The sequence below is a fragment of the Gordonia jacobaea genome, from assembly GCF_965344965.1.
Lineage (GTDB): Bacteria > Actinomycetota > Actinomycetes > Mycobacteriales > Mycobacteriaceae > Gordonia > Gordonia jacobaea.
The window spans coordinates 801,105-819,900 of record NZ_CBDRLS010000002.1 but is presented as its reverse complement, the minus strand read 5'-3'; the positions used below and the strand labels follow the sequence as shown (position 1 = coordinate 819,900).

General features: G+C 64.3%; 17 protein-coding genes. 8 read left to right on the top strand and 9 right to left on the bottom strand.

The features are described from left to right. Positions 1-11 precede the first annotated feature (11 nt). Positions 12-1,790 (bottom strand): glycoside hydrolase family 15 protein, encoded by a 1,779-nt coding sequence (locus ACRVY7_RS09880; RefSeq protein ID WP_064866062.1) that lies wholly within the window; start codon positions 1,788-1,790, stop codon positions 12-14. On the opposite strand from ACRVY7_RS09880, the gene ACRVY7_RS09875 reads away from it, so the two are divergent. Continuing rightward, the gene (locus tag ACRVY7_RS09875; RefSeq protein WP_431816918.1) at positions 1,789-3,312 is read left to right on the top strand and encodes a glucose-6-phosphate dehydrogenase; all 1,524 of its coding nucleotides are present in this window, start codon (positions 1,789-1,791) and stop codon (positions 3,310-3,312) included. The two genes, ACRVY7_RS09880 and ACRVY7_RS09875, sit on opposite strands and share 2 nt — an antisense overlap. Positions 3,313-3,324: 12 nt before the next feature. Next, a complete protein-coding gene (locus ACRVY7_RS09870; protein ID WP_431816917.1) occupies positions 3,325-3,813 on the top strand; it encodes an SRPBCC family protein in 489 nt (162 codons plus the stop codon). Here ACRVY7_RS09870 and ACRVY7_RS09865 read toward each other — a convergent pair. Further along, a complete protein-coding gene (locus ACRVY7_RS09865) occupies positions 3,801-4,343 on the bottom strand; it encodes a hypothetical protein (protein ID WP_431816916.1) in 543 nt (180 codons plus the stop codon). The genes ACRVY7_RS09870 and ACRVY7_RS09865 overlap by 13 nt on opposite strands. Positions 4,344-4,483: 140 nt before the next feature. Here ACRVY7_RS09865 and ACRVY7_RS09860 point away from each other — a divergent pair, with 140 nt between their 5' ends. Beyond that, a complete protein-coding gene (locus ACRVY7_RS09860) occupies positions 4,484-5,968 on the top strand; it encodes an MFS transporter (RefSeq protein ID WP_431816915.1) in 1,485 nt (494 codons plus the stop codon). Here ACRVY7_RS09860 and ACRVY7_RS09855 read toward each other — a convergent pair. Then, entirely contained in the window at positions 5,926-6,804 is an 879-nt protein-coding gene (locus tag ACRVY7_RS09855; protein WP_431816914.1) for an alpha/beta fold hydrolase, read from the bottom strand. The genes ACRVY7_RS09860 and ACRVY7_RS09855 overlap by 43 nt on opposite strands. Before the next feature lie 89 nt (positions 6,805-6,893). Between ACRVY7_RS09855 and ACRVY7_RS09850 the strand changes: the two genes are divergently transcribed. Both ACRVY7_RS09850 and ACRVY7_RS09845 read left to right on the top strand, forming a co-directional pair. Beyond that, positions 6,894-7,505 carry a TetR/AcrR family transcriptional regulator gene (locus ACRVY7_RS09850; protein WP_431816913.1) on the top strand — a complete coding sequence of 204 codons (612 nt, stop codon included), beginning with the start codon at positions 6,894-6,896 and terminating at the stop codon, positions 7,503-7,505. Further along, complete coding sequence (locus ACRVY7_RS09845) at positions 7,502-8,347, top strand: hypothetical protein (RefSeq protein WP_431816912.1); 846 nt, start codon at positions 7,502-7,504, stop codon at positions 8,345-8,347. The genes ACRVY7_RS09850 and ACRVY7_RS09845 overlap by 4 nt, the downstream gene beginning before the upstream one ends. A gap of 45 nt (positions 8,348-8,392) precedes the next feature. Here the strand turns inward: ACRVY7_RS09845 and ACRVY7_RS09840 are convergent, their stop codons facing one another. After that, complete coding sequence (locus tag ACRVY7_RS09840; RefSeq protein WP_064866050.1) at positions 8,393-8,740, bottom strand: DoxX family protein; 348 nt, start codon at positions 8,738-8,740, stop codon at positions 8,393-8,395. 104 nt (positions 8,741-8,844) lie between these two features. Between ACRVY7_RS09840 and ACRVY7_RS09835 the strand changes: the two genes are divergently transcribed. Continuing rightward, entirely contained in the window at positions 8,845-9,330 is a 486-nt protein-coding gene (locus ACRVY7_RS09835; RefSeq protein WP_431816911.1) for a MarR family winged helix-turn-helix transcriptional regulator, read from the top strand. A 70-nt stretch (positions 9,331-9,400) separates the two neighbouring features. Then, the gene (locus ACRVY7_RS09830; RefSeq protein WP_431816910.1) at positions 9,401-10,231 is read left to right on the top strand and encodes an SDR family NAD(P)-dependent oxidoreductase; all 831 of its coding nucleotides are present in this window, start codon (positions 9,401-9,403) and stop codon (positions 10,229-10,231) included. A 16-nt stretch (positions 10,232-10,247) separates the two neighbouring features. Here ACRVY7_RS09830 and ACRVY7_RS09825 read toward each other — a convergent pair whose 3' ends face one another. From ACRVY7_RS09825 to ACRVY7_RS09815, 3 genes are all read right to left on the bottom strand, one after another. Then, positions 10,248-12,338: an MMPL family transporter gene (locus ACRVY7_RS09825; RefSeq protein WP_431816909.1), complete on the bottom strand. Its 2,091-nt coding sequence runs from the start codon at positions 12,336-12,338 to the stop codon at positions 10,248-10,250. Positions 12,339-12,559: 221 nt separating this feature from the next. Further along, positions 12,560-13,429 carry an immunity 49 family protein gene (locus tag ACRVY7_RS09820; protein WP_431816908.1) on the bottom strand — a complete coding sequence of 290 codons (870 nt, stop codon included), beginning with the start codon at positions 13,427-13,429 and terminating at the stop codon, positions 12,560-12,562. Between the two features lie 9 nt (positions 13,430-13,438). Further along, entirely contained in the window at positions 13,439-14,851 is a 1,413-nt protein-coding gene (locus tag ACRVY7_RS09815; RefSeq protein WP_431816907.1) for a hypothetical protein, read from the bottom strand. 395 nt (positions 14,852-15,246) lie between these two features. On the opposite strand from ACRVY7_RS09815, the gene ACRVY7_RS09810 reads away from it, so the two are divergent. Further along, positions 15,247-16,350 (top strand): hypothetical protein, encoded by a 1,104-nt coding sequence (locus ACRVY7_RS09810; RefSeq protein WP_431816906.1) that lies wholly within the window; start codon positions 15,247-15,249, stop codon positions 16,348-16,350. 638 nt (positions 16,351-16,988) lie between these two features. Here the strand turns inward: ACRVY7_RS09810 and ACRVY7_RS09805 are convergent. Both ACRVY7_RS09805 and ACRVY7_RS09800 read right to left on the bottom strand, forming a co-directional pair. Continuing rightward, the gene (locus ACRVY7_RS09805; RefSeq protein ID WP_431816905.1) at positions 16,989-17,963 is read right to left on the bottom strand and encodes a hypothetical protein; all 975 of its coding nucleotides are present in this window, start codon (positions 17,961-17,963) and stop codon (positions 16,989-16,991) included. Between the two features lie 124 nt (positions 17,964-18,087). Continuing rightward, positions 18,088-18,795: a hypothetical protein gene (locus ACRVY7_RS09800; protein WP_431816904.1), complete on the bottom strand. Its 708-nt coding sequence runs from the start codon at positions 18,793-18,795 to the stop codon at positions 18,088-18,090. Position 18,796 lies beyond the last annotated feature (1 nt).

The window sequence follows — 18,796 nt, the reverse complement described above, 5'->3', positions numbered from 1 at the left end:
CCGCGTCGAGGTCAGTTGTCCGGGTAGTCGGCGAGCGCATCTGCGGCGCGCACAAATGCCAAGTGTGACAACGCCTGTGGCGTGTTCCCGACCTGCCTGCGTGCGTCGACGTCATACTCCTCGGAGAACAGTCCTACGTCGTTGGCCGTCGCCATACCCTGAGCCATCACCTTTTCGGCGTCGCCACGCCTGCCGCTGCGGGCGTACTGCTCTGCGAGCCAGAACGTACACGCCATGAAGGGGTGTTCGGTGCCGTCGAGGCCGTCGACGTGCGACGACGTCCGGTAGCGCAGCACCAACCCGCCCTGCATTAAAGTTTGCTCAATGCCCTCGACAGTGGCGAGCATGCGCGGATCGTCGAAGTCGCAGAAGCCGACCTGCGGGAGTTGCAGTAGTGAGGCGTCGACCTCCGTCGTGCCCGGATACTGGACGAACCGGCCGGTGTGCGGGTCGACCATGGTCTCCTCGATCTCGGCTCGAATCTTGTCGCGCAGCGCTTTCCAGTGGTTCGCGGGCCCCTTGAGTCCGTGCTCTTCGACGGCGCGTACGCCTCGGTCGAACGCTGCCCACACCATCGCCCGCGAGTGCGTGAACTTGCGAAGCGGCCCGCGGATCTCCCAGATGCCGTTGTCGGGTTTGTCGATGTTCTCCTCGGCCCGTTTGAGTAGTTCGCGCTGCAGCGACCACGAGATCTTGTTCTCCGGCAGGCCTGCGGCACGGGCGGCGTCGAGTGCGACGAGCACCTCGCCGATGGTGTCGGCCTGGAACTGGTCGACGGCGCCGTTGCCGACCCGTACCGGGGCTGAGCCCTCATAACCAGGGAACTGGGGCATCTCGATCTCGGGCAATTCGCGCTCGCCCGCGATGCCGTACATGATCTGCAACTGACTGGGATCGCCGGCGATGGCGCGCAGCAGCCACATCCGCCAGTGCTCGGCCACGCGGATGAATCCGTGGCAGACGAGGACGTCGAGCGTCAGGGCTGCGTCACGTAGCCACACATAGCGGTAGTCCCAATTACGTGATCCGCCAATGGATTCGGGTAGCGACGTGGTCGCTGCGGCGACGATCCCCCCGGTGTCGAGATTACTCAACGCGCGCAACGTGATCAGCGATCGGACGATCGCCGCGTCGCGTGACCCGGTGTGGTCGATACGGCCTGCCCACTCGGTCCACCAGTCGTGTGTTTCGCGCAGCGCCTGATCGACGTCGAGTGGTTCTGGCTCTTCGCGATATGAGTGGTACCAGGTCAACACCAAATCAAGGGTCTGGCCCGCGTGGATTGTCTTCGTCGCGCGGTGGACGTGGTCGGTGGCCTTCAGCGCGATGCCTCGGACGATCACGGCGTCTGGTCCCGCGACCGCCCTTAGCGCCGGTCGCTCGTCGTCGCCATGCTGCAGCACCCAGGGGACGACCCGCGAATAGTCGAAGCGCATGCGGAGTTCCGTGTCGATCTCGACCTTGCCGCTGATCCCGACCACTCGCCGCACTAGATCGACGCGCCCGCCGTCGATCGGCATGAACTCGTGGACCTCGGCGACACCGGTCGACGTCTCCCACCGCGTCACCAGGATCAACGTCTCGCCGTCGTAGCGTCGGCTCACCGTCGCGTCGAGGTCGGTTGGTGCGAGATGCCACGATCCGTGGTCGGGTTTGCCGAGGAGGCTCCCGAAGATCGAGGCGCTGTCGAAGCGTGGAACGCACAACCAGTCGACGTCACCATTGCGTGAGATCAGCGCTCCGGTGCGGCAATCCCCGACGAGTGCGTAGTCTTCGATATAGGCGGCCATGCTCTCGATTCTGCCTGTGATCGCAGTTGTCCGACGAAACTTCGCGAGTCGGGCACACGCCAATAGAGTCCGCACGGACGGGCTCATCGTCGAGGAGGACTACGTGACCGGACCGGCGTCGGACAACACCTCGAGCGCTGATGACCAGACGTCACCGCAGGTGACGACGCTGATCATTTTCGGCGCCACGGGCGACCTGACCAAGCGGCTGCTGCTCCCCGCACTCGGCCAGTTGCTCGGTCTCGAACCCGATCTCAACGTGCGTTTGATCGGCGTAGGAAGGCACGACCTGACCGACGACCAGTGGCGGGACAAGGTTCGCGAGGCCTTCGCCGACGAGCGGTCGGACGCGGGGGACCGGGTGGTGGAACAGACCGTGTACCGCCGGGGCGACCCGACCGACGCCGACGATCTCAGAAGTGTGCTCAGCGATATCGACGGCCGTCCTGTGCTGTACTTCGCGGTGCCGCCGTCGGTGACGCGCAAGGCGTGCGAGGCGCTGCGCGACGTCGACCTTCCGCCCGGCACCACGCTCGCCCCCGAGAAGCCGTTCGGGAGCGACCAGAAGTCGGCCCGCGAACTCAACGAGCTCCTGCTGGAGTTGGTGCCCGAGAACCAGATCTACCGCGTGGATCATTTCCTCGGTCAGTCGGTGTTGCTCGACCTGCTCGGGGTGCGTCTGGCCAACCGCGTGTTCGAGCCGGTGTGGTCGGGAACGCATATCGAGTCGGTCGTCATCCGCTACGACGAGAGCCTCGGATTAGAGGGCCGCGCAGGCTATTACGACGGGGTCGGCGCACTCCAGGACATGATCCAGAGCCACCTGCTGCAACTGGTTGCCGTCGTCGCGATGGAACCGCCTGCGACACTCGGCGAGCGCGATCTGCGTGACGCGATCGGCGCTGCGCTGCGTGCCGTGCACATCTGGGACGACGATGCCGTGGCATCGTCGCGTCGAGCCCGCTACACGGCGGGCGAAGCGGGCGGCGAGCAGTTGCCCAACTACGTCGACGAGGACGGTGTCGACGCATCGAACAACACCGAGACCCTGGCGGAAGCCACGTTCGAGGTTCGCACCAACAGGTGGCAGGGTGTGCCGTTCACGCTGCGCTCGGGCAAGGCGCTCGACCCGGAGGCGAAGGAGATCGTGCTGACCTTCCGTCCGCTGCGGCACGTCCCCGAGCAGTTCGAGGACCAGGTCGAGCCCAACGTCCTGCGTTTCACGTTCGGTCACGACGCGATGTCGGTGCGGCTCAACGTCCATCGTGGCTCACATCCGTTCGCGCTCAAGACCGTTGACCTCGACGCCGACTTCGGCAACGCGTCGATGCGCGCGTACGCCGAGGTGCTGTCGGGAATCATCAAAGGCGATGAGACACTTGCCGTTCGCGGCGACGCCGCCGAAGAGTGTTGGCGCATCGTCGATCCCATCGTCGACGCATGGCGTGCCAACAAGGTGCCGATCGACGACTACGCCGCGGGCAGTGCCGGACCCGACGCCTGGCCGACGCTGCCGCTCTAGACGGTGACGTTCATGCGCATTCCGTCGACCGTCCGCCGCGCCGTCGCCGACGTGTCGGTCGCCTTCGACGCCCCGCCCGACGAGGTCTTCGACTACCTCGTCGACCCGGCGAACCGTCCACAGTGGCAAGCCAGTTTGCGGGCGATCGCCGACCTGATGCCACTCGGCGATCATCCCGGCGACGTCGGAACGTCGTGGACAGACATCACTGTCGTCCCGGGTGTCCGCCCACGCATGGACGTCGTGCGGAGCGCTCGACCACAGCGCTGGGTAGAGATCGGGCAGTGGAGATTTGTCGACGCCGCGCTGGTGCTCACCGTCGACCGCGCAACCGACGGGTCGACGACCGTCGGGGCACGAGCCGTGTTCACGCTGCCGATCCTGCTCGCGCCGGTCTTCATCCCTCTGGCAGTGGTCGTCCCGCCTGCCGTTCGCCTCGACCTACGGAGTGCGGCGTCGGCGATCACGGCGAGGCGGGAGCGTGCCGATCAGGGCAGTTGAATCGCGTTCACACCTGGGATCACGCTGATCACCTGCGGCGCTGCATTCGGCTGCTCACGCAGCACGCTGACCGTCGCGACGACGGGACCCGACCCGGTCACCGCGACCGCGGACGTCTTCAGCGTCGACGGGTAGCCGCTCACCGGATAGCTCGGGAGCTGCCAGTGCCGCAGAGACACCACGCCGTGCTTGCCGGTACGCAGGTTGTTCCACGAGATCGACAGGAACCGATACGAGTACTGGTAGTGATACGGCGCCGGCGAGGGCACGGAGAAGGTGACGGCGGCGGGCGGTGGCGGGAACTGCAGGGTGCGCGGCGCAGGTTGCGCGACGACGGTGACCGGACGCAGCGACCCGCCGGGCACGCCGGCCGGACCGGTCTCGACGCCGCCGATCGCGGGGATCGAGAACGTCAGCACATCTGATCGCGTGGGAGCCGATGGCGCGGCATTCGCCAAGGCCGGTCCGCTGACCAGGGTCAACGCGACGAGAACGAACGCGGTCAGTAGGCGTCTAGCGGCGGTGGTCATCGTCGGCTCCTCTGGTGGTCAACACTGGCTGGTCTGCGTTCACTGGCAAGTCGTGCACGATCGGAGCATCGTGGGAACTACCTACGGCTCCGCGTGCCGCCGACACCACTGCACCACGACTGTGAGAGACGGGCAACGATATGCACACGTCTGCGCCGAATAATGGCTCTCCGGGGGTCAGCGCGTCGTCGGCGAAGGGGCGCTGGCTCATCGCGTCGGCTGTCCTCGGTTCGGGTGTAGCCTTCCTCGACGGCACCGTCGTGAACGTCGCATTGCCGACTATCGCGCGCGACCTCGACACCGGGCTCGCCGGGCAGCAGTGGGTCGTCGACGGGTACATGCTCACGCTGAGTGCGCTGCTGCTGACCGGCGGTGTCGCGGGAGATCGGTACGGCCGCAGGGCCGTATTCGTCGGCGGTTTGATCGTGTTCGCTATCGCCTCGATCGCGTGCGGTCTTGCCCCGACCATCGAGTGGTTGGTGGTGGCACGTCTCGTGCAGGGTGTCGCGGCGGCGGCACTCGTGCCGGGCAGCCTTGCACTGGTCAATGCCGGTATCCGCGAAGAGGAACGAGGGCAGGCAGTCGGCCTGTGGGCGGGGATGTCGGGGGCGACGAGTGCGCTCGGGCCGTTCGTCGGCGGATGGCTCGTCGACGCCGCGTCGTGGCGGTGGGTCTTCTTCCTCAGCGTGCCGCTCGCGCTTGTTGCGGCGGTAATCACGTTGCGGCACATAGACGAATCGAAGGAGCCCGACGTGGCAGGGCGGCCCGACATACCTGGTGCGGTCACCATCACGCTGGGACTCGCGGGTGTGATCGTTGCGCTGATCGAGGGGCCGTCGCGCGGGTGGACGCCGTGGATCATCGCAATAGGAGTCGCAGGTGTTGTGCTTCTGGTGGTGTTCGTGCTGATCGAACTACGCACGCCTGCACCACTTCTCGAGTTGTCGATGTTCCGCTCGGCGCAGTTCACCGGAGCGAATGCGACGACCCTGCTCGTCTATGCCGCGCTCGGAGGGGCGCTGTTCCTTGTTGCGCTGCAACTACAACAGAGCCTGGGGTACTCGGCATTGGAAGCCGGCGCTGCGATGGTGCCGAGCACCGTCGTGATGCTCTTCGGGTCGTCCCTTTCGGGGCGGATTGCGCAGAAGACGGGTCCTCGCATTCCGATGACCGTGGGTCCCATCATCGCGGGTATCGGGTTGGCATTGATGGCGCGGATCGTCCCTGGGGCAAGCTATCTCGGCGCGGTGTTCCCCGCGGTGATCCTGTTCGGTGTGGGTATGACCATCACGGTCGCGCCCCTGACCGCCGCGGCGCTCGCTGCGGTCGACGACGCGCACGCCGGCGCGGCGTCGGGCGTCAACAACGCTGTGTCGAGGATCGCGGGTCTGCTCGCCGTCGCGGTTCTTCCTGCTGTTGCGGGGATCAGCGCTGGACCTGGCCAGCCGCTCGGTCCCGGATTCACCACGGCGATGCTCATCTCCGCGGTCTTCTGTGCACTGGGCGGAGTGGTCGCGGCTTTCACGATCCGGTCCGGTACCGGCTTCCGACCACAGGTGACACCGGCAGTGAACGCCGCGTGTCAGGACCCCGCGACGCGGGTGCGTTCGTCGACGTCGGGCTGACGGGTCAGGAAAGCGCCGATCTCGCGGGCGACCGTGGCGGGATTGTCGAGCGAGAGGAGGACCGAGCCGTCGATCGTCCGTAAGCGGGCGGAGGGAATCAGGTCGGCGAGGCGGCGGCCATGCTCGGGCGGCATCACGTGATTGCGAACAGGCCAGAGAATCAACACATCTCCCGTGAATTCGCGAAGCGCCTCGGTATCACGGATGAGGCTCGATGCATCGAATCGCGTGGAGGCGTAGGAGTCCAGGTCGCGCGCAACGTTGCGGTCGGAGAGTACGGATTTCGTCCACCCCTCGACAACAGCGTCGGGAATCGGGCGAGCTGTCATCCAGCCGAAGAGCAACGGCGTGTTGCGCAGCCACCGGATTCGGAGTAGCCGTGCCGCGAGAGTCAGGCCGCCAGGAAGATGTGCCGACACGGTGGCCATTTTGCCGGGCAATCCTGGGGGGAAGTTCTCGAACGCCTCGCACGGCAGGATCACGAGTCGTCCCACCCGCTGGTCGCGTTTCGCCGCGGTCAGGAACAGTCCGCCGCCCCAATCGGAGTGAACGAGTGTCACGTCGTCGAGGTCGAGGGCGTCGAGGAAGTCTGCGACGAGGTTCACCATTCCCGGCATCCGCAGGTCGGCGTCGGAGTTCATTGCGCGACGATGCGCGCCAAGTGGGAGGACTGGTCTCAGGTAGCGGAAGCCGGACGGGAGCAACGGCATGACCTGATCCCAGAGGGTGTGGTCCATGAACAAACCGTGCAGCAACACCACGGGGGGACCGCTGCCCTCGTCGACGTAGTCGAGGCTCCCTGCGGGTATGTCGACGGAGCTGAGCTTGTGGTTCATCGGACCTCCACTGTTATTGGATCTACCGACCGGTCTGGAGCAAGTGCTCTAGAGCAACCACTCTAGAGCACTTGCTCTAAGCTGTGAAGGTGTCAACGGGAGCGCGGTCGGAAAATGTCACAGCCGAAGACGGCCAGACGGCGGAGCGGATCGTCGTCGCGATGGGTGAGTCGTTGCGCCGTCGTGGTTACTCGGCCACGGGCATCAAGCAGGTTCTCGACGCCGCGGGAGTGCCCAACGGCTCTCTGTACCACCACTTTCCAGGGGGCAAGCGACAAGTCGCAGGCGCGGCCCTCCGCTCGATGGGTCAGGCATACGCCCAGTTGGTCGGCGGATTGATGATGGCGGGCGACGACATTCCGACGGCGATCGAGACCGCCTTTCGCGAGGCGGCCGATGCCGCCGAAGGGACGGGCTGGGCCAATATGTGCCCGGTCGGGACCATCGCGGGCGAGGTGGCCGACGTCGAACCCGATCTGCGCGCGACGACCGGAGAGATCTTCGACGAGTGGATCACCGCGGGCACGAAGCTGTTGTCTGCGCGAGGAATGACAACACCAGCCGCACGCGATCTCGTCGTCGCGGTACTGGCGGCTCTCGAGGGAGCATTCGTGATGGCGCGTACGTTGAGGTCCCGCGATCCGCTCATCTCATCGGGCAAGGCCATGGCCGCGTACGCGGCGCTACTGTCGGTCGGGTGACGTCGACATCATCGGGTAAGTGGGCCGGAACGTACGCGGGCATACTCGCGGTGCTCGGCATCGCCTTCGTGTTCGCGCCCGCTTATCTCGCGGGCGGCCATTACGGGGGATACGGCGACAACACGCGACTTGTGCAGTCGATGCGCAACGCATTCATCGACTATTCGGGCTCGGGAAGCGCGGTGCTCCCGGATAGCCTCAGGACCGTCGTCGACTACTGGGCGCGCTATCACGTCGCGAAAGCGGTGATCGCCGCGCTGGCGCTGCTGGTGTTGTGCTCGGCGTGCCGACGACTCTGGGCGTCGTATCAGGGTAGGTCGTCTCAGGGGCGCCAGGCTGATAGCCGCGGGCGGACGGTGGGCTATGTGGTCGCCGGCGTGGCTGTTTCACTCGGAACGATCAGTGCTGCAGCGTTGCTCATGGCCAACATTCAGGGTGCGATTGCGCCGCTGTCTTCTGCGGTGTCATTGCTTCCCGCGCAACGTGATTCGTCACTGGCGGGGGCGATCGACGCTGTGCGTCTCGGGATCGCCACGCCGGGTGCGTCGCCGGTGGCCGATCACCTCGTCGCCGACTTCGCGCGCTACCACGTCGTGGTCGCGGTGCTGTCCGCGGTATTCGTGGCGCTGCTCGGCGTGCTCGCGGTTCGACTGTGGCGCGGCCGTCGTCCTGGCTTGAATGGCGTTGGCGCACTAAGCTATTCGACGCGTTCGGCAACCGCAACCGCAACCGCCGCGGCCACGTTGACGGTGGCCGCGGCGGTGCTGGTGCTCTGCGTCGCCAACATATCGAGCGCTCTGGAACCCGCGCGGGCGCTCAGCTTGTTCTTCGCGGGCGGCTGAGGCGGCCCGTTCGCTGCGGTCAGGCGCCCGCTTTAGATACAGCTGTCAGATGCTCAGCAGACGCAGGACGATGTAAGCGATCGAGACGAGCATCAGCACGACGACGGGCGCGATGTTCTTGTCGCCTGCGCGCAGGTGGAAGATCGCTGCGCCGAGGAAGTAGAGGAAGGTTCCGATCGCTGCTGCGACGCCGATCGGCCACCAGAACAAGCCGACGATGAGGCCGATCGCTCCCGCGAACTCGGCGAGCGCGAGGAGGCCCACCTTGTCCTGGGGGAATCCGACCTCGGTCATCACGCCCATCTGCTTGGGGTCGTGGCGCAGTTTGCCCACTCCCGAGAAGACGAGCATCAGTGCGAACACGATGGCGATGACGACGGTGGCGATGAACATGACAGCTCCTGGGTAAACCGCTGCGGTGGCAGACGGGTTGTTGAATGTTCAACCAAAGCTACACGCAGTTACTTGAATGTTCAAGTCAGCGTATGCTGGGCATCATGTCTGATGCACCATGGCTCGACGACGCGCAGCTCAGGGAGTGGAAATCGGTGATGGCACTACTGACGACGCTGCCCGCCGCGCTCGACTCGCAACTCAAACGAGACGCCGGGCTGAACATGTTCGAGTACCACGTCCTGGTCCGTTTGGAGTCGTCGCCCGACCGCACCCGCCCGCTGTCCGACCTCGCTCTACTGACGCAGAGTTCACTGTCGCGGCTGTCGCACGCGATGACGCGACTCGAACGTTCGGGCTGGGTGGCGCGCATTGCCAACCCCGGCGGTGGGAGGCACACGTTGGCGCAGATCACCGATGACGGCGTGCGCAAGCTGACCGAGTGCGCCCCCGGCCATGCGGCCGAGGTGCGTCGGGCGATCGTCGACCCGCTCAGTCCCGACGACCTCGCCGCACTCGGGAGGTCTGCGCGCTGCATCCTTCGCGAGATCGCCCCGGATGTCGCCGACGTTCTCGAGCGCGAAGGCTAGGTTTCAGGGGTAGGCACGAGGACGATGTGTACGTCGTGCACGCAGATGTGCCGCCTGATAGGGGGAATCGATGTCCATTCAGCGCAGGGTTCAGGCTCTGGTCCAACGTCGTAGTTTCGTCCCGGGGTTCGTCGACACCGCGCTGGCGGGGCGCGGCCGCGACATCGCAGATCTGACCGTCGTGATCACCGGGGCGTCGGCAGGGATCGGTCGGGAGTCGGCGCGCCAGCTCACCGCGCGCGAAGCACGTGTGATCGGTGTGGCGCGCGGCGAGGAGAAGCTGCGCGAGCTGGCCGCCGAGACCGGTTGCGAGTACCGGGTGTGCGATCTCTCCGACGAGGCGTCGACCGACCAACTCATCGCCGACCTCTCCGAAGAATCCGTGGACGTTCTGGTCAACAATGCAGGTCACTCGATTCGACGCACCATCGTCGACTCGACCGAACGATTCCACGACTATCAGCGCACAGCACGACTCAACTACCTTGCCGCCGTGCAGCTCTCACTCGGGCTGTTGCCTGGCATGGTCGAACGTGGCGAGGGGCAGCTCGTCAACGTGTGCACCTGGGCGCTGCACGCCAACACGTTTCCGCGGTTCTCGGCGTACGCGGGGTCGAAAAGCGCACTGGCGATCTTCAGTCGCAGCTTGAACGCCGAACGGCCAGAAGGAGTTACAGCGACCAACGTCTACTTCCCGCTGGTACGTACCGAGATGATCGCTCCCACAGCCGAATACGACGACGTCGGCGCGCTGGAGGTCGACGAGGCGGCGAGGTGGATCGTTCGTGCGATCACCCACCGACCCGAGGAGGTGTCGCCGGCTCTCGTGCGCTACCTGCTGCCTGCGATCGACCTGATGTCACCACGGATGTCGGATAGGACCATCGCTGCGATCACGTGAGGCAAGGCTCCGAGTCTCAACTGGCAGTGCGGCTTTCGGTTGGGGGTTGACGAGAGGCGCGACCGGGCCACCACTTCGGCACCCACCAGTTGGCGGGACCCAGCGCGGCAACGAGAGCCGGAGCCAGAACGCCGCGAACAATGGTGGCGTCCAAGATGATTCCGAGTGCCAGCGCTGTCGCGAGTATCTTGACATCGGTCACGGGCACCTGCGCGAGTGAGATGAATGCCAGGAACAGGATGAGCGCAGCCGAGGTCACCAGACGTCCGGTCCGCGCGACGCCGTCGATGGTGGCGGTGTCGGTACTGGCGCCGGCGTCGTGTTCTTCCTTGATGCGGCTCAGTAGGAAGACCTCGTAATCCATGGAGAGTCCGAACAGGAAGGCAAAGACGGCCACCGGAATCCAGATGGTGATGGCACCTGCACCATCCTGGCCGAAGAGCAGCGACGTTCCGTGGCCCTCCTGCCAGATGAACACCGTGACCCCGAATGCCGCCGCCAGCGAGAATGCGTTGAGCACAAGTGCTTTCAGCGGCAGCACGATCGAACGTAGTGCCGTTGCGAGCAGGGCGAACGTCACGACGACGATGAGAAGTAGTACCCACCAGATGTTTCCGTACACGGCGTCGATGAAGTCTGCGTTCTGGGCGGTTATCCCGCCGACTCTCCCTCCGTGCTGTTCGGCAACCGTGCGGATGTCGGCGGCGGCGCGACCTCCCTCCGGAGTGGACGAGTCCACCGTCGTCCAGGCGTCGACGATGTGCGTCGAGCCGCGCTGCCACTCGGTCGGCGCCACAACTCCTGCAACTCCCGGTTGGCCGCGAAGTGCTTCGACGATGCTCTGTGGTGAGTCCGTGACGATCTCGACGGGCGTGGTGAGCCCGGACCCGAGTCCGGCGTCGGCGACGGCGTCGACTGCCTGCCCGGCCGGGCCGCCGACGGACGCGAGTGACGCGTTCGTCGGGGACGAGAGATTCAGTGAGGCAACAGGTATAGCGAGGACGGCCAGAACGATGATGGCGATCGCGGTCGACGCCCAGCGGTGTCTGACAACTACCGTCCCGACGCGTCGCCACAACCGGCTGTCCGGCGATGTCGATCTGCGGTGGGGCCATTCGAGCTTGGTTCCCGCGACGGACAGCAGCGCGGGCACCAACGTGAGCGCGGCGACCACACTGATCAGCGGGATGAGCAGCCCGGTGAATCCGATACTCCGCAGAAACGGCACGGGGAGAGCGATCAGCGCCGCCAGACTCACCGCGACGGTGATGCCCGAGAACAGCACGGCGCGGCCTGCGGTCGCCAGCGTCTGCTCGACCGCTTGCTCGCCGTCGTACCCATTGCCGCGGGCCTCTCGCCATCGGGTGACGATCAGGAGCGCGTAGTCGATCGCCACTCCCAAACCGATCAGCGCGAGGAGATACTGCACGATGAACGACACCTCGGTGATCGACGTCAGTCCCCAGAGAATGAGGAACGTCGTGAGGATCGACGCCGCCGCGGTGAGCAGCGGTGTGATGGCCAAGAACGATCCGAAGACGAGCGCCAGCACCACCAGGGCTCCGACGCCACCGACGATGGTCTCCACGAGAACGTTGACGCCGCCCCCGCCTCCCGCGTTCAGGGCGTCGACGCCGGTGACCGCGACCGATGTGGTTGCCGACGTCGACTCCTTCGCCACCTGCTGCAAGGCGGGCAGGCTTGTGACGTAGGGGTCGGCGCCCGGAACCACCTTCGGATAGACCACCGTGACCGCCGTCGACCGGTCGCGGGAGATCAGTTCGGGATGGGTTGTGTAGGAAGCGATTCGGGCTCCCGGTGCCGCCGACGCCGCCGCTGCCGCGATCCGGCTACCGGACTCGACGTCGACGCTGCCGCCCTGCACGGCCTTGCTGACCAGCAACACCGGCGCATTGTCGCCACCGGAGCCGAATTCTCGTGTGATGTCGGCGTTGGTCTCATACCCGGACTGGCCGGGGAGGCTGAAGTCGTAGCTCAGCGCACTCGTCGCGCGGGATGCCCCGAACGCACCGCAGAGCGCGACGACGATCCACGCCGCGATAACCCACCATCGATGACGAACCACCAGCCGTGCAAGCGTTGTCACGTGGCCGTCTCCATATTCGTCCGTTGCCTCCGGCGGCGGGTTCCCCACTCACTGTTCGTGGACGCTGGCACATCGGATTGGTTCGCGCGGGGTCACAGTCGACGCGCCGCGCCCTGAATGTGTGTGCAATCGAAGGATGTGGGTGCTGCAGCACCCACATCCTTCGATACGACACATATTTGGCTGGCGGGTTGGCGCGGAGGACGGTGCTTCGGAGCGCTCTAGTCCAGCTCGAACATCCAGGGTGGGTTCTGAATGAGTTCGACGGGCAGATAGTCGGAGTCGACGTCGATCGTCATACCCTCGTCGAGCGCCATGGCGCACAGGCCGAACAGCGGGAGCGAGAAGAAGCCGCGGGGTGTGCCGCTGCGTTCTTCGCTGGCACCCCAGAAGGCCCGGTGGTCGGTCAGGGCGTCGGTCAGTTGCTCGGTGAAGTTGCCCTGGTCGTCGGGTTCATTGCCGATGGTGGCCAGTACGCCGAACAGGTCCAGCTGCAGCAGCCTGGCCTCTTCCTTCGTCGAAATCGTTGGCGAATTGACCTGTGAGACACAGGCGCTGAGCATCTCAGCCCACTGCGGGTCTTTGCGGTCGCGTGCCTGTAGCGCCTCGACGAGTCCGAGCATCGCCGGGTCGTTGCGGCTGCCCTGCGTCAACAGTGCGGGGTCGATAGCGTCGAGCGTCTCGCGTGCGGTCCCGTTGCGTGTGGCGCGCGCCCACCAGTACGCGTCGAGCCAGGTCTGTGCGTTCACCGCGCGGGGATTGTGCCCGGTGCCGTGACTGCGCAGACCCGCAGAGTCCATCTCCAGGACGAATGGTTCGCCCGGCGGGAGCGCTGCGAGTTGGTACATCCCGAGGTAGATCTGCTCGGCCCGTCGGGCAGCGACGCGGGTCTCGACGCGTGCCCCGGAAGGGTCCGATCCAAAGTGAAGTGCTGCGGCGCTGGTGGCCGCGAGTGCCGCGGTCGGCATCGTCGACTCCGGGTAGAGGCTGATGTCCTCGAAGTGCGATACCAGGGCGTCGTCTGATTCGGTTGCCAATTCACGCAGTTCGTCGATCGATCGGCCAAGTGCGTGCCTTGTCACTGATTGCATCGTGTCGTCCTATCCGATGTCGAAGTTGCGAACGCTGTAGCCTGCCCACTCGTCACCCGACACGCGCGCCTTCACGAGACGGTAGCTGAGTGCACCGCGGTTGAGCGCGCTCCGCATGCTCAATGCGCGTGGGTCGCCGTTTCGGGCCATCTCGTCGATCAGTGCATCCAAGTAGCCGCGGGTTCCCTGTTCGTACCGTTGGCCGTCGAGGCCGATCCGAGATCCCGCCTTGGACGACGGCCCCTTGACCTCCTGGACGACCATCCTCTCGGAGCCTCCCGCTTTGGGTCGCACCACGAACACCTGGTCCGGGCTGCCGGCACCCGATTGTCCACGGGCGCTTGTCAGCTCACGAACGTCGTACTTCGACGACGGGTAGTCACGCGCGATGGCCTGTCGCCCCGCCGCCTCGCCGAGCTGCTCGCCCTGCGTGGTTTGCCGACGGTACGCATCCTTCAGCTCGGACTCGGTCCGTGGATCGACCTTGCCGTCCGTCTTCTGCTGGGTCGCGCTTTCGGCCTTGAGTCGCTTCACGTCACCGACGGCACGATTCCGGGCAGCGACACTCTCGCGCATCTGCGACGATTCGGCACTGGTCGGCGCGCGTTGCTGAGCCGGGCCGTCGAATTTGGCACGGACGGTCGGCGACGAGTGGGATTCGACGAAGCTCCCCGGCTTCTTCGGATTCTCGCGGATGGCCGGAACCAGATCGCCATTCGCGTCGACGCCGCTTCCCGGCTTGCGCTTGATGACACCGTCGGATCCCTGCTTCTGGTAGTACTTCGCGCGGTACTCCGGATCGTTGACCTTGCTCTGCATCGGAGCGTTGCGCTGCTCGACGCCGGTCGGCTTCGCTGTCGTGGTTTGCTTCGGTGCGGATTGCTTCGGTGCGGGTTCGGCGGGCTGCGGTTTCGCGGGCGCCGGCTGCGCGGGTTTCGGTGCGGTGGGTTTTGGTGCCGCGGGTTTTGGTGTGGAAGGTTTCGGTGCGGAGGGTTTCGGTTGTGCAGGCTGTGCGGGTGCGGACTTCTGCGGCGCGGGCTTGGCGTCCGACTTCGGGGGTGCGGGCTTCGCCGGCGCAGGTGGCGCAGGTGGCGTCGGCGTGCTGCCGTCGGTGTTCGGGATCGCCGGTGCTGTCTCCTTCGAACCGCACGCTGAAAGTTCCGACTGCAGCCCGTTGGCCTGTGCCTGCAGGGCATCGCGCTGGCCGTTGAGTTGCTGAGCTTCGGCGTTGTAGGCGCCGACGGCCCCGGCATTCGTCCTGTCGACGCCGCCGGCGCGGGAGTTGTGCGCGTCGATCTGGCCCTTGAGCGTGTTCGCCTGCGACTGGAGTGTCTGGACTCGCGAGTGGAGCGTCGAGCAATCCGGTGCGGGCGCGGCAAAAGCCTGTGACGGCGTCGCCACGATCAGGGCGATCGACGCCATTACGGCGAGAATCACGCCGACCACTGCTCGTCGACCAGATCTGAGCAGGCTCCCCGCTGGCGATGGTGGGCGAGCACTCGTGCTTCGAGACATTGTCGGACCTTCCGTGACGTCGAATCGGTATGTGTCGGTTCGATTCGTCCGGCCACCCGAAATGTTCCGGCAGCTGTGAAAGTGGTCCGTTCCTACAGCGTCGGAGAGTGATTAGGCCCCCGCGCCCCTCAATGTGTGTCCAACCGAAGGATGTGGGCGTTGCAGCACCCACATCCTTCGATAAGACACACATTCAGGGCCGCCGCGCGTTCATCAACTTCCTCCGCTCGAGTGGGCAAGGGTGGCAAATTGCACTACAGCTGGCAGAGAGCGGTGTCATAACCGTCGCTTATGATTCGGTCATGCCACCGACTCCGAATCGGCTTTTGTCAGACTGGAAGTCCGCGTCTGATGTCGATGAGTGGGCTCGCGCGCACGAGTTCGGGGAGCCGATCGAGCTGACCGATCGCAATCTGCGTGCGCTATCCCGCGCTCATTCTGGCCACCCCGTAGGCCTGTATCTGTGGGAGGGGGCCGAGCATGAGATTTACCTCGGGATCTCAGCTGATTCCGTAGTCAAGCGGCTACGCCGTCATCTGATCGACTATGACTTCGCGAACATCCAAAACTTCCGGTACCGGCATCATGCCGGTACCAGCAGGGAGCTGCGCGACATTGAGAGGCAGTGCATTTGGGAGGCGATATGGACTCAGCGCCTCGTCGTGTTTAACACGGAGCACGCCTCGTCAGTTCTTCACAACACGGACTTCGACCGTTTGGTTACAGAAGACGAGCAATTGGTGTGGTTCGAAGATCCGGCGACAGCCAATCTCGCATCTGACCACGCATATCGCACTCCCGATCCCAGCGAATTGGCTCGCTCGACCAAGAATTATCCGCGATTCATGCGCATGCCGGACGCGGACCGCATCATTTCGGCCGTCAGCCTCTACCTGCGCGCGGCGGTCCCGTTTCCGTTCCAGACTCAGGTCCAGTACTGGTCCGTCTCTTGCTTGCCAGCCCTCAGGCTGACTGACGGATACAAGCGACTTGTGACTCTTAGTATGGGCATCCTCGAAATGTTGTGGATCAATCAGGCGCCGTCGGGAGCAGTCGACGTTCGTATGGGGACCGATTACCGATTCCTGCCTCCGGGCGACACCGAAGCCGTACTACGCAGACTGGGTGTCACGATGGCTGGCATCGTTCATGATCGCGGTGGCGCAAACGAAGAGGTACTTGTGTTTCCATCGACCGAGACATTCGTCCACGCTCTGCAGACGTCTGCTCCGATCCGGATAGCCGCAGCCCGATTCGCGCTCGACCGAATGCGGATGGGAAAGGTCACTCGCCACAAAGAATCACACAACTACCTTCTGGCAGAGGAGGCACTGAGTCGTGCTGACGGATGGCCTATCGCATCGGAATCTCTAGATCTTTCCGACACTCTTGAGACCACATTGTGACACCGATCCGGTCCGCGAAATGCCCGACCAAGGTCCGGTAGGTACGCCCTGCGCTGGCGCTGCAGAGCCCTCAAAGTGTGTCCAATCGAAAGATGTGGGCGTTGCAGCACCCACGTCCTTCGATACGACACACATTTAGGGCCACCGCGCCGCCCTTCAGCCGGCTCGGGCCAGGTGATCGCCCACCCCGAATGTAGGTTCTCATCCTCGGTGTCAAAGGTGACCTGGGGTTTCTCAGCATCGTGTCATCCGGGAATTCTTACCAAGTTGTCATGATCCTTGCGGTGGTCTCGGGGTTCTTGACAGTCCGCGGTATGCCGCTCTCAGATGACTCGCAAATTAGCTTTCCGCAAGCGCCAAGGGGCGTCTCATCCCCGGTCGGGAGGTCTACCGAGCGGGCCCTTTGTGCTCGTCGAGCCACCCGGCGGAAATTGTCACCAGTTTGTCGGGGAAGGTGCAGTGATGCCCTTCGGTAATGCACACGAGGTGCAGGCCGAAGCCGCGGCTGAAGTGCGCCAGGGGATTTCGGGCGGGCCCTTTGCCTCGGACACGGGTTATCGAGGAGCACCAGTGACGGGCTCGCCCGATGCTCGGCCACGGGTGAGTCCGAGAATAGGAAGTTGGTGGCTGACACATTGTCAAACTGGCCATCGCTCCTTGGTGAGGCTATGTGCCTCCTCCAGGGTCGATGCGGTCAGTAGAAGGTCTAGTGCAACCCACAATCGGGAATCCCGGTAGTTCTTGCCTGCGGGCAGTGGCTTGGATGGGCCAATTTTCGGCCCAAGCGAATATGCCAGGTAGCCGTGCTCTGAGTTGTGTGCGGGCGCGTCCTTGATGAAGTCACTTGGGTCGTCGACCAGTTGGCAGTCCTCCACATGATGAATGATCTGGACCCTTCCGTCCCATCTGAATGCAAGGTAGTTCGGAGGGAGCTTAGGCCATCCACCCGCAGCGTACGGATGGGTGTACTTGCGATCCTCGAGGACAATCTGCCTGGTGGTTCGCTTCCATCCTTCGCCGAGCACACCCCCGAGGGCAACGCAGTACGTCTTGGCACTGTAGGGGTCGGTCGGTTTCACAACACTCCTGAGGTATTCGGTCAGTTCTTGTAACAGGCGCTTTTCCTTGTGTGAATTGGTGCTTCCTATAGAGCTCTCGGCGTCAGAAATCAATCGATTCCACTGGATGTACTTGACTGGGATTCCATCGATTTCCTTAGGTATTCCACCAACTTTTCGGCGGGCGTAGTCTTCGGTGGCTTCGCTGAGCACCACGAGTGCGGGAACCGTGTTCTTGGGGAACGTGTGCTTGGCGTACTGCTCAAGCTGCCCTGGCCGCGGCAGGTCCCAGCCGACTTTCGCTTCGATGATCACGAGAGTCTCGGGAAACAGGAGTTCGACGTCGGTCCTGCCGAGGCCGCTCTGCGTTTGCTGAAGGCGAACGTCGGTCAGGTGCCCGGCCTTGTCAAGCCCGATCAGACCCATCACGGCATTGACGAGTTGCGGTGAGTGCGTCAGGCCCCACCCGAGCGCATGAGTCAGATCGTCCTCGCTTCGACCCAGCAGGTCGAAGACTGTGTGGATCTGCCTGCTGCCGCTGTACAGATCAGGCATGTTGTGGTCCTTTGCTCAGCCATTCTCGCAACCCAAGATATCCGGTTGTTGAACGACTCGGCCCAAATATGATTGGGCACGGACCTTCGGTATCGGATCGGTGAGGTGGACGTTCCAGCGCGAACTAGTTGAACGAGAAATTCTTGTACGTGTTGTGCACGTTGAATCGGCGGCCGTCCTTGCGGCGCTGCAGAAGGCCTGCCACAGTCTCGGCGTCGTTCGGGCGCATCCCTAGTTCCTTGCACTTGGCGCGAACCTGATCCACTGATGCTTCGCTCCACCGCTCAGGGCGGTTCATCATATCGGCCTTCAGTTTGTCCACCTCATTCCACTTCAGACCTGAGTTGTAGCCAGCTGCCCATGCCGCAACACTGGCCAGAACATCGTCAACCCCGTTTGGTAGGGGCGGCACCGCAGCGTTGGTCTGGTCCTCAGATGGTGGGATCGTCTCCCCAGGTAGCAAGCGTGTGGGGTTGGCGTCCGCTATCCATTCGGCCGTTTCATTTTCACCCCACTCGATGATGACGACCGCGTCCGCTTCCTTGTCCCAGAGGTCGTTTAGATGCTGGCGATCAGGCCACGCATACACGACTCTGTGGCCAGCGAACGTTGCTGTGGACATCCCTCTCCAGGTGACGTGAGTTGTCGTTGACCTGCCCACGAGTGCCGCGACGACGGCATTGTCGAACCTCTTGTTTGGCGTGACGACTAAGAGCGGACCACCAGGCTGGTCGAGCAGCCACTCGATCGCTCGTTTGCTCTGCCGTTCGCGTGAATCAGGCATCCTGAGCTGCGAGACCGCAACTGGGGTATCGATCTTGTTCCCGAACATG

Bases quoted from the DNA above. Each gene is read 5' to 3' on its own strand.
- ACRVY7_RS09805 (WP_431816905.1), bottom strand. From the start codon at position 17,963: ATGCCTGATCTGTACAGCGGCAGCAGGCAGATCCACACAGTCTTCGAC.
- ACRVY7_RS09855 (WP_431816914.1), bottom strand. From the start codon at position 6,804: ATGAACCACAAGCTCAGCTCCGTCGACATACCCGCAGGGAGCCTCGAC.
- ACRVY7_RS09815 (WP_431816907.1), bottom strand. From the start codon at position 14,851: ATGGCGTCGATCGCCCTGATCGTGGCGACGCCGTCACAGGCTTTTGCC.
- ACRVY7_RS09810 (WP_431816906.1), top strand. From the start codon at position 15,247: ATGCCACCGACTCCGAATCGGCTTTTGTCAGACTGGAAGTCCGCGTCT.
- ACRVY7_RS09830 (WP_431816910.1), top strand. From the start codon at position 9,401: ATGTCCATTCAGCGCAGGGTTCAGGCTCTGGTCCAACGTCGTAGTTTC.
- ACRVY7_RS09875 (WP_431816918.1), top strand. From the start codon at position 1,789: ATGCTCTCGATTCTGCCTGTGATCGCAGTTGTCCGACGAAACTTCGCG.
- ACRVY7_RS09800 (WP_431816904.1), bottom strand. From the start codon at position 18,795: ATGTTCGGGAACAAGATCGATACCCCAGTTGCGGTCTCGCAGCTCAGG.
- ACRVY7_RS09865 (WP_431816916.1), bottom strand. From the start codon at position 4,343: ATGACCACCGCCGCTAGACGCCTACTGACCGCGTTCGTTCTCGTCGCG.
- ACRVY7_RS09820 (WP_431816908.1), bottom strand. From the start codon at position 13,429: ATGCAATCAGTGACAAGGCACGCACTTGGCCGATCGATCGACGAACTG.
- ACRVY7_RS09860 (WP_431816915.1), top strand. From the start codon at position 4,484: ATGCACACGTCTGCGCCGAATAATGGCTCTCCGGGGGTCAGCGCGTCG.
- ACRVY7_RS09840 (WP_064866050.1), bottom strand. From the start codon at position 8,740: ATGTTCATCGCCACCGTCGTCATCGCCATCGTGTTCGCACTGATGCTC.
- ACRVY7_RS09835 (WP_431816911.1), top strand. From the start codon at position 8,845: ATGTCTGATGCACCATGGCTCGACGACGCGCAGCTCAGGGAGTGGAAA.
- ACRVY7_RS09870 (WP_431816917.1), top strand. From the start codon at position 3,325: ATGCGCATTCCGTCGACCGTCCGCCGCGCCGTCGCCGACGTGTCGGTC.
- ACRVY7_RS09880 (WP_064866062.1), bottom strand. From the start codon at position 1,790: ATGGCCGCCTATATCGAAGACTACGCACTCGTCGGGGATTGCCGCACC.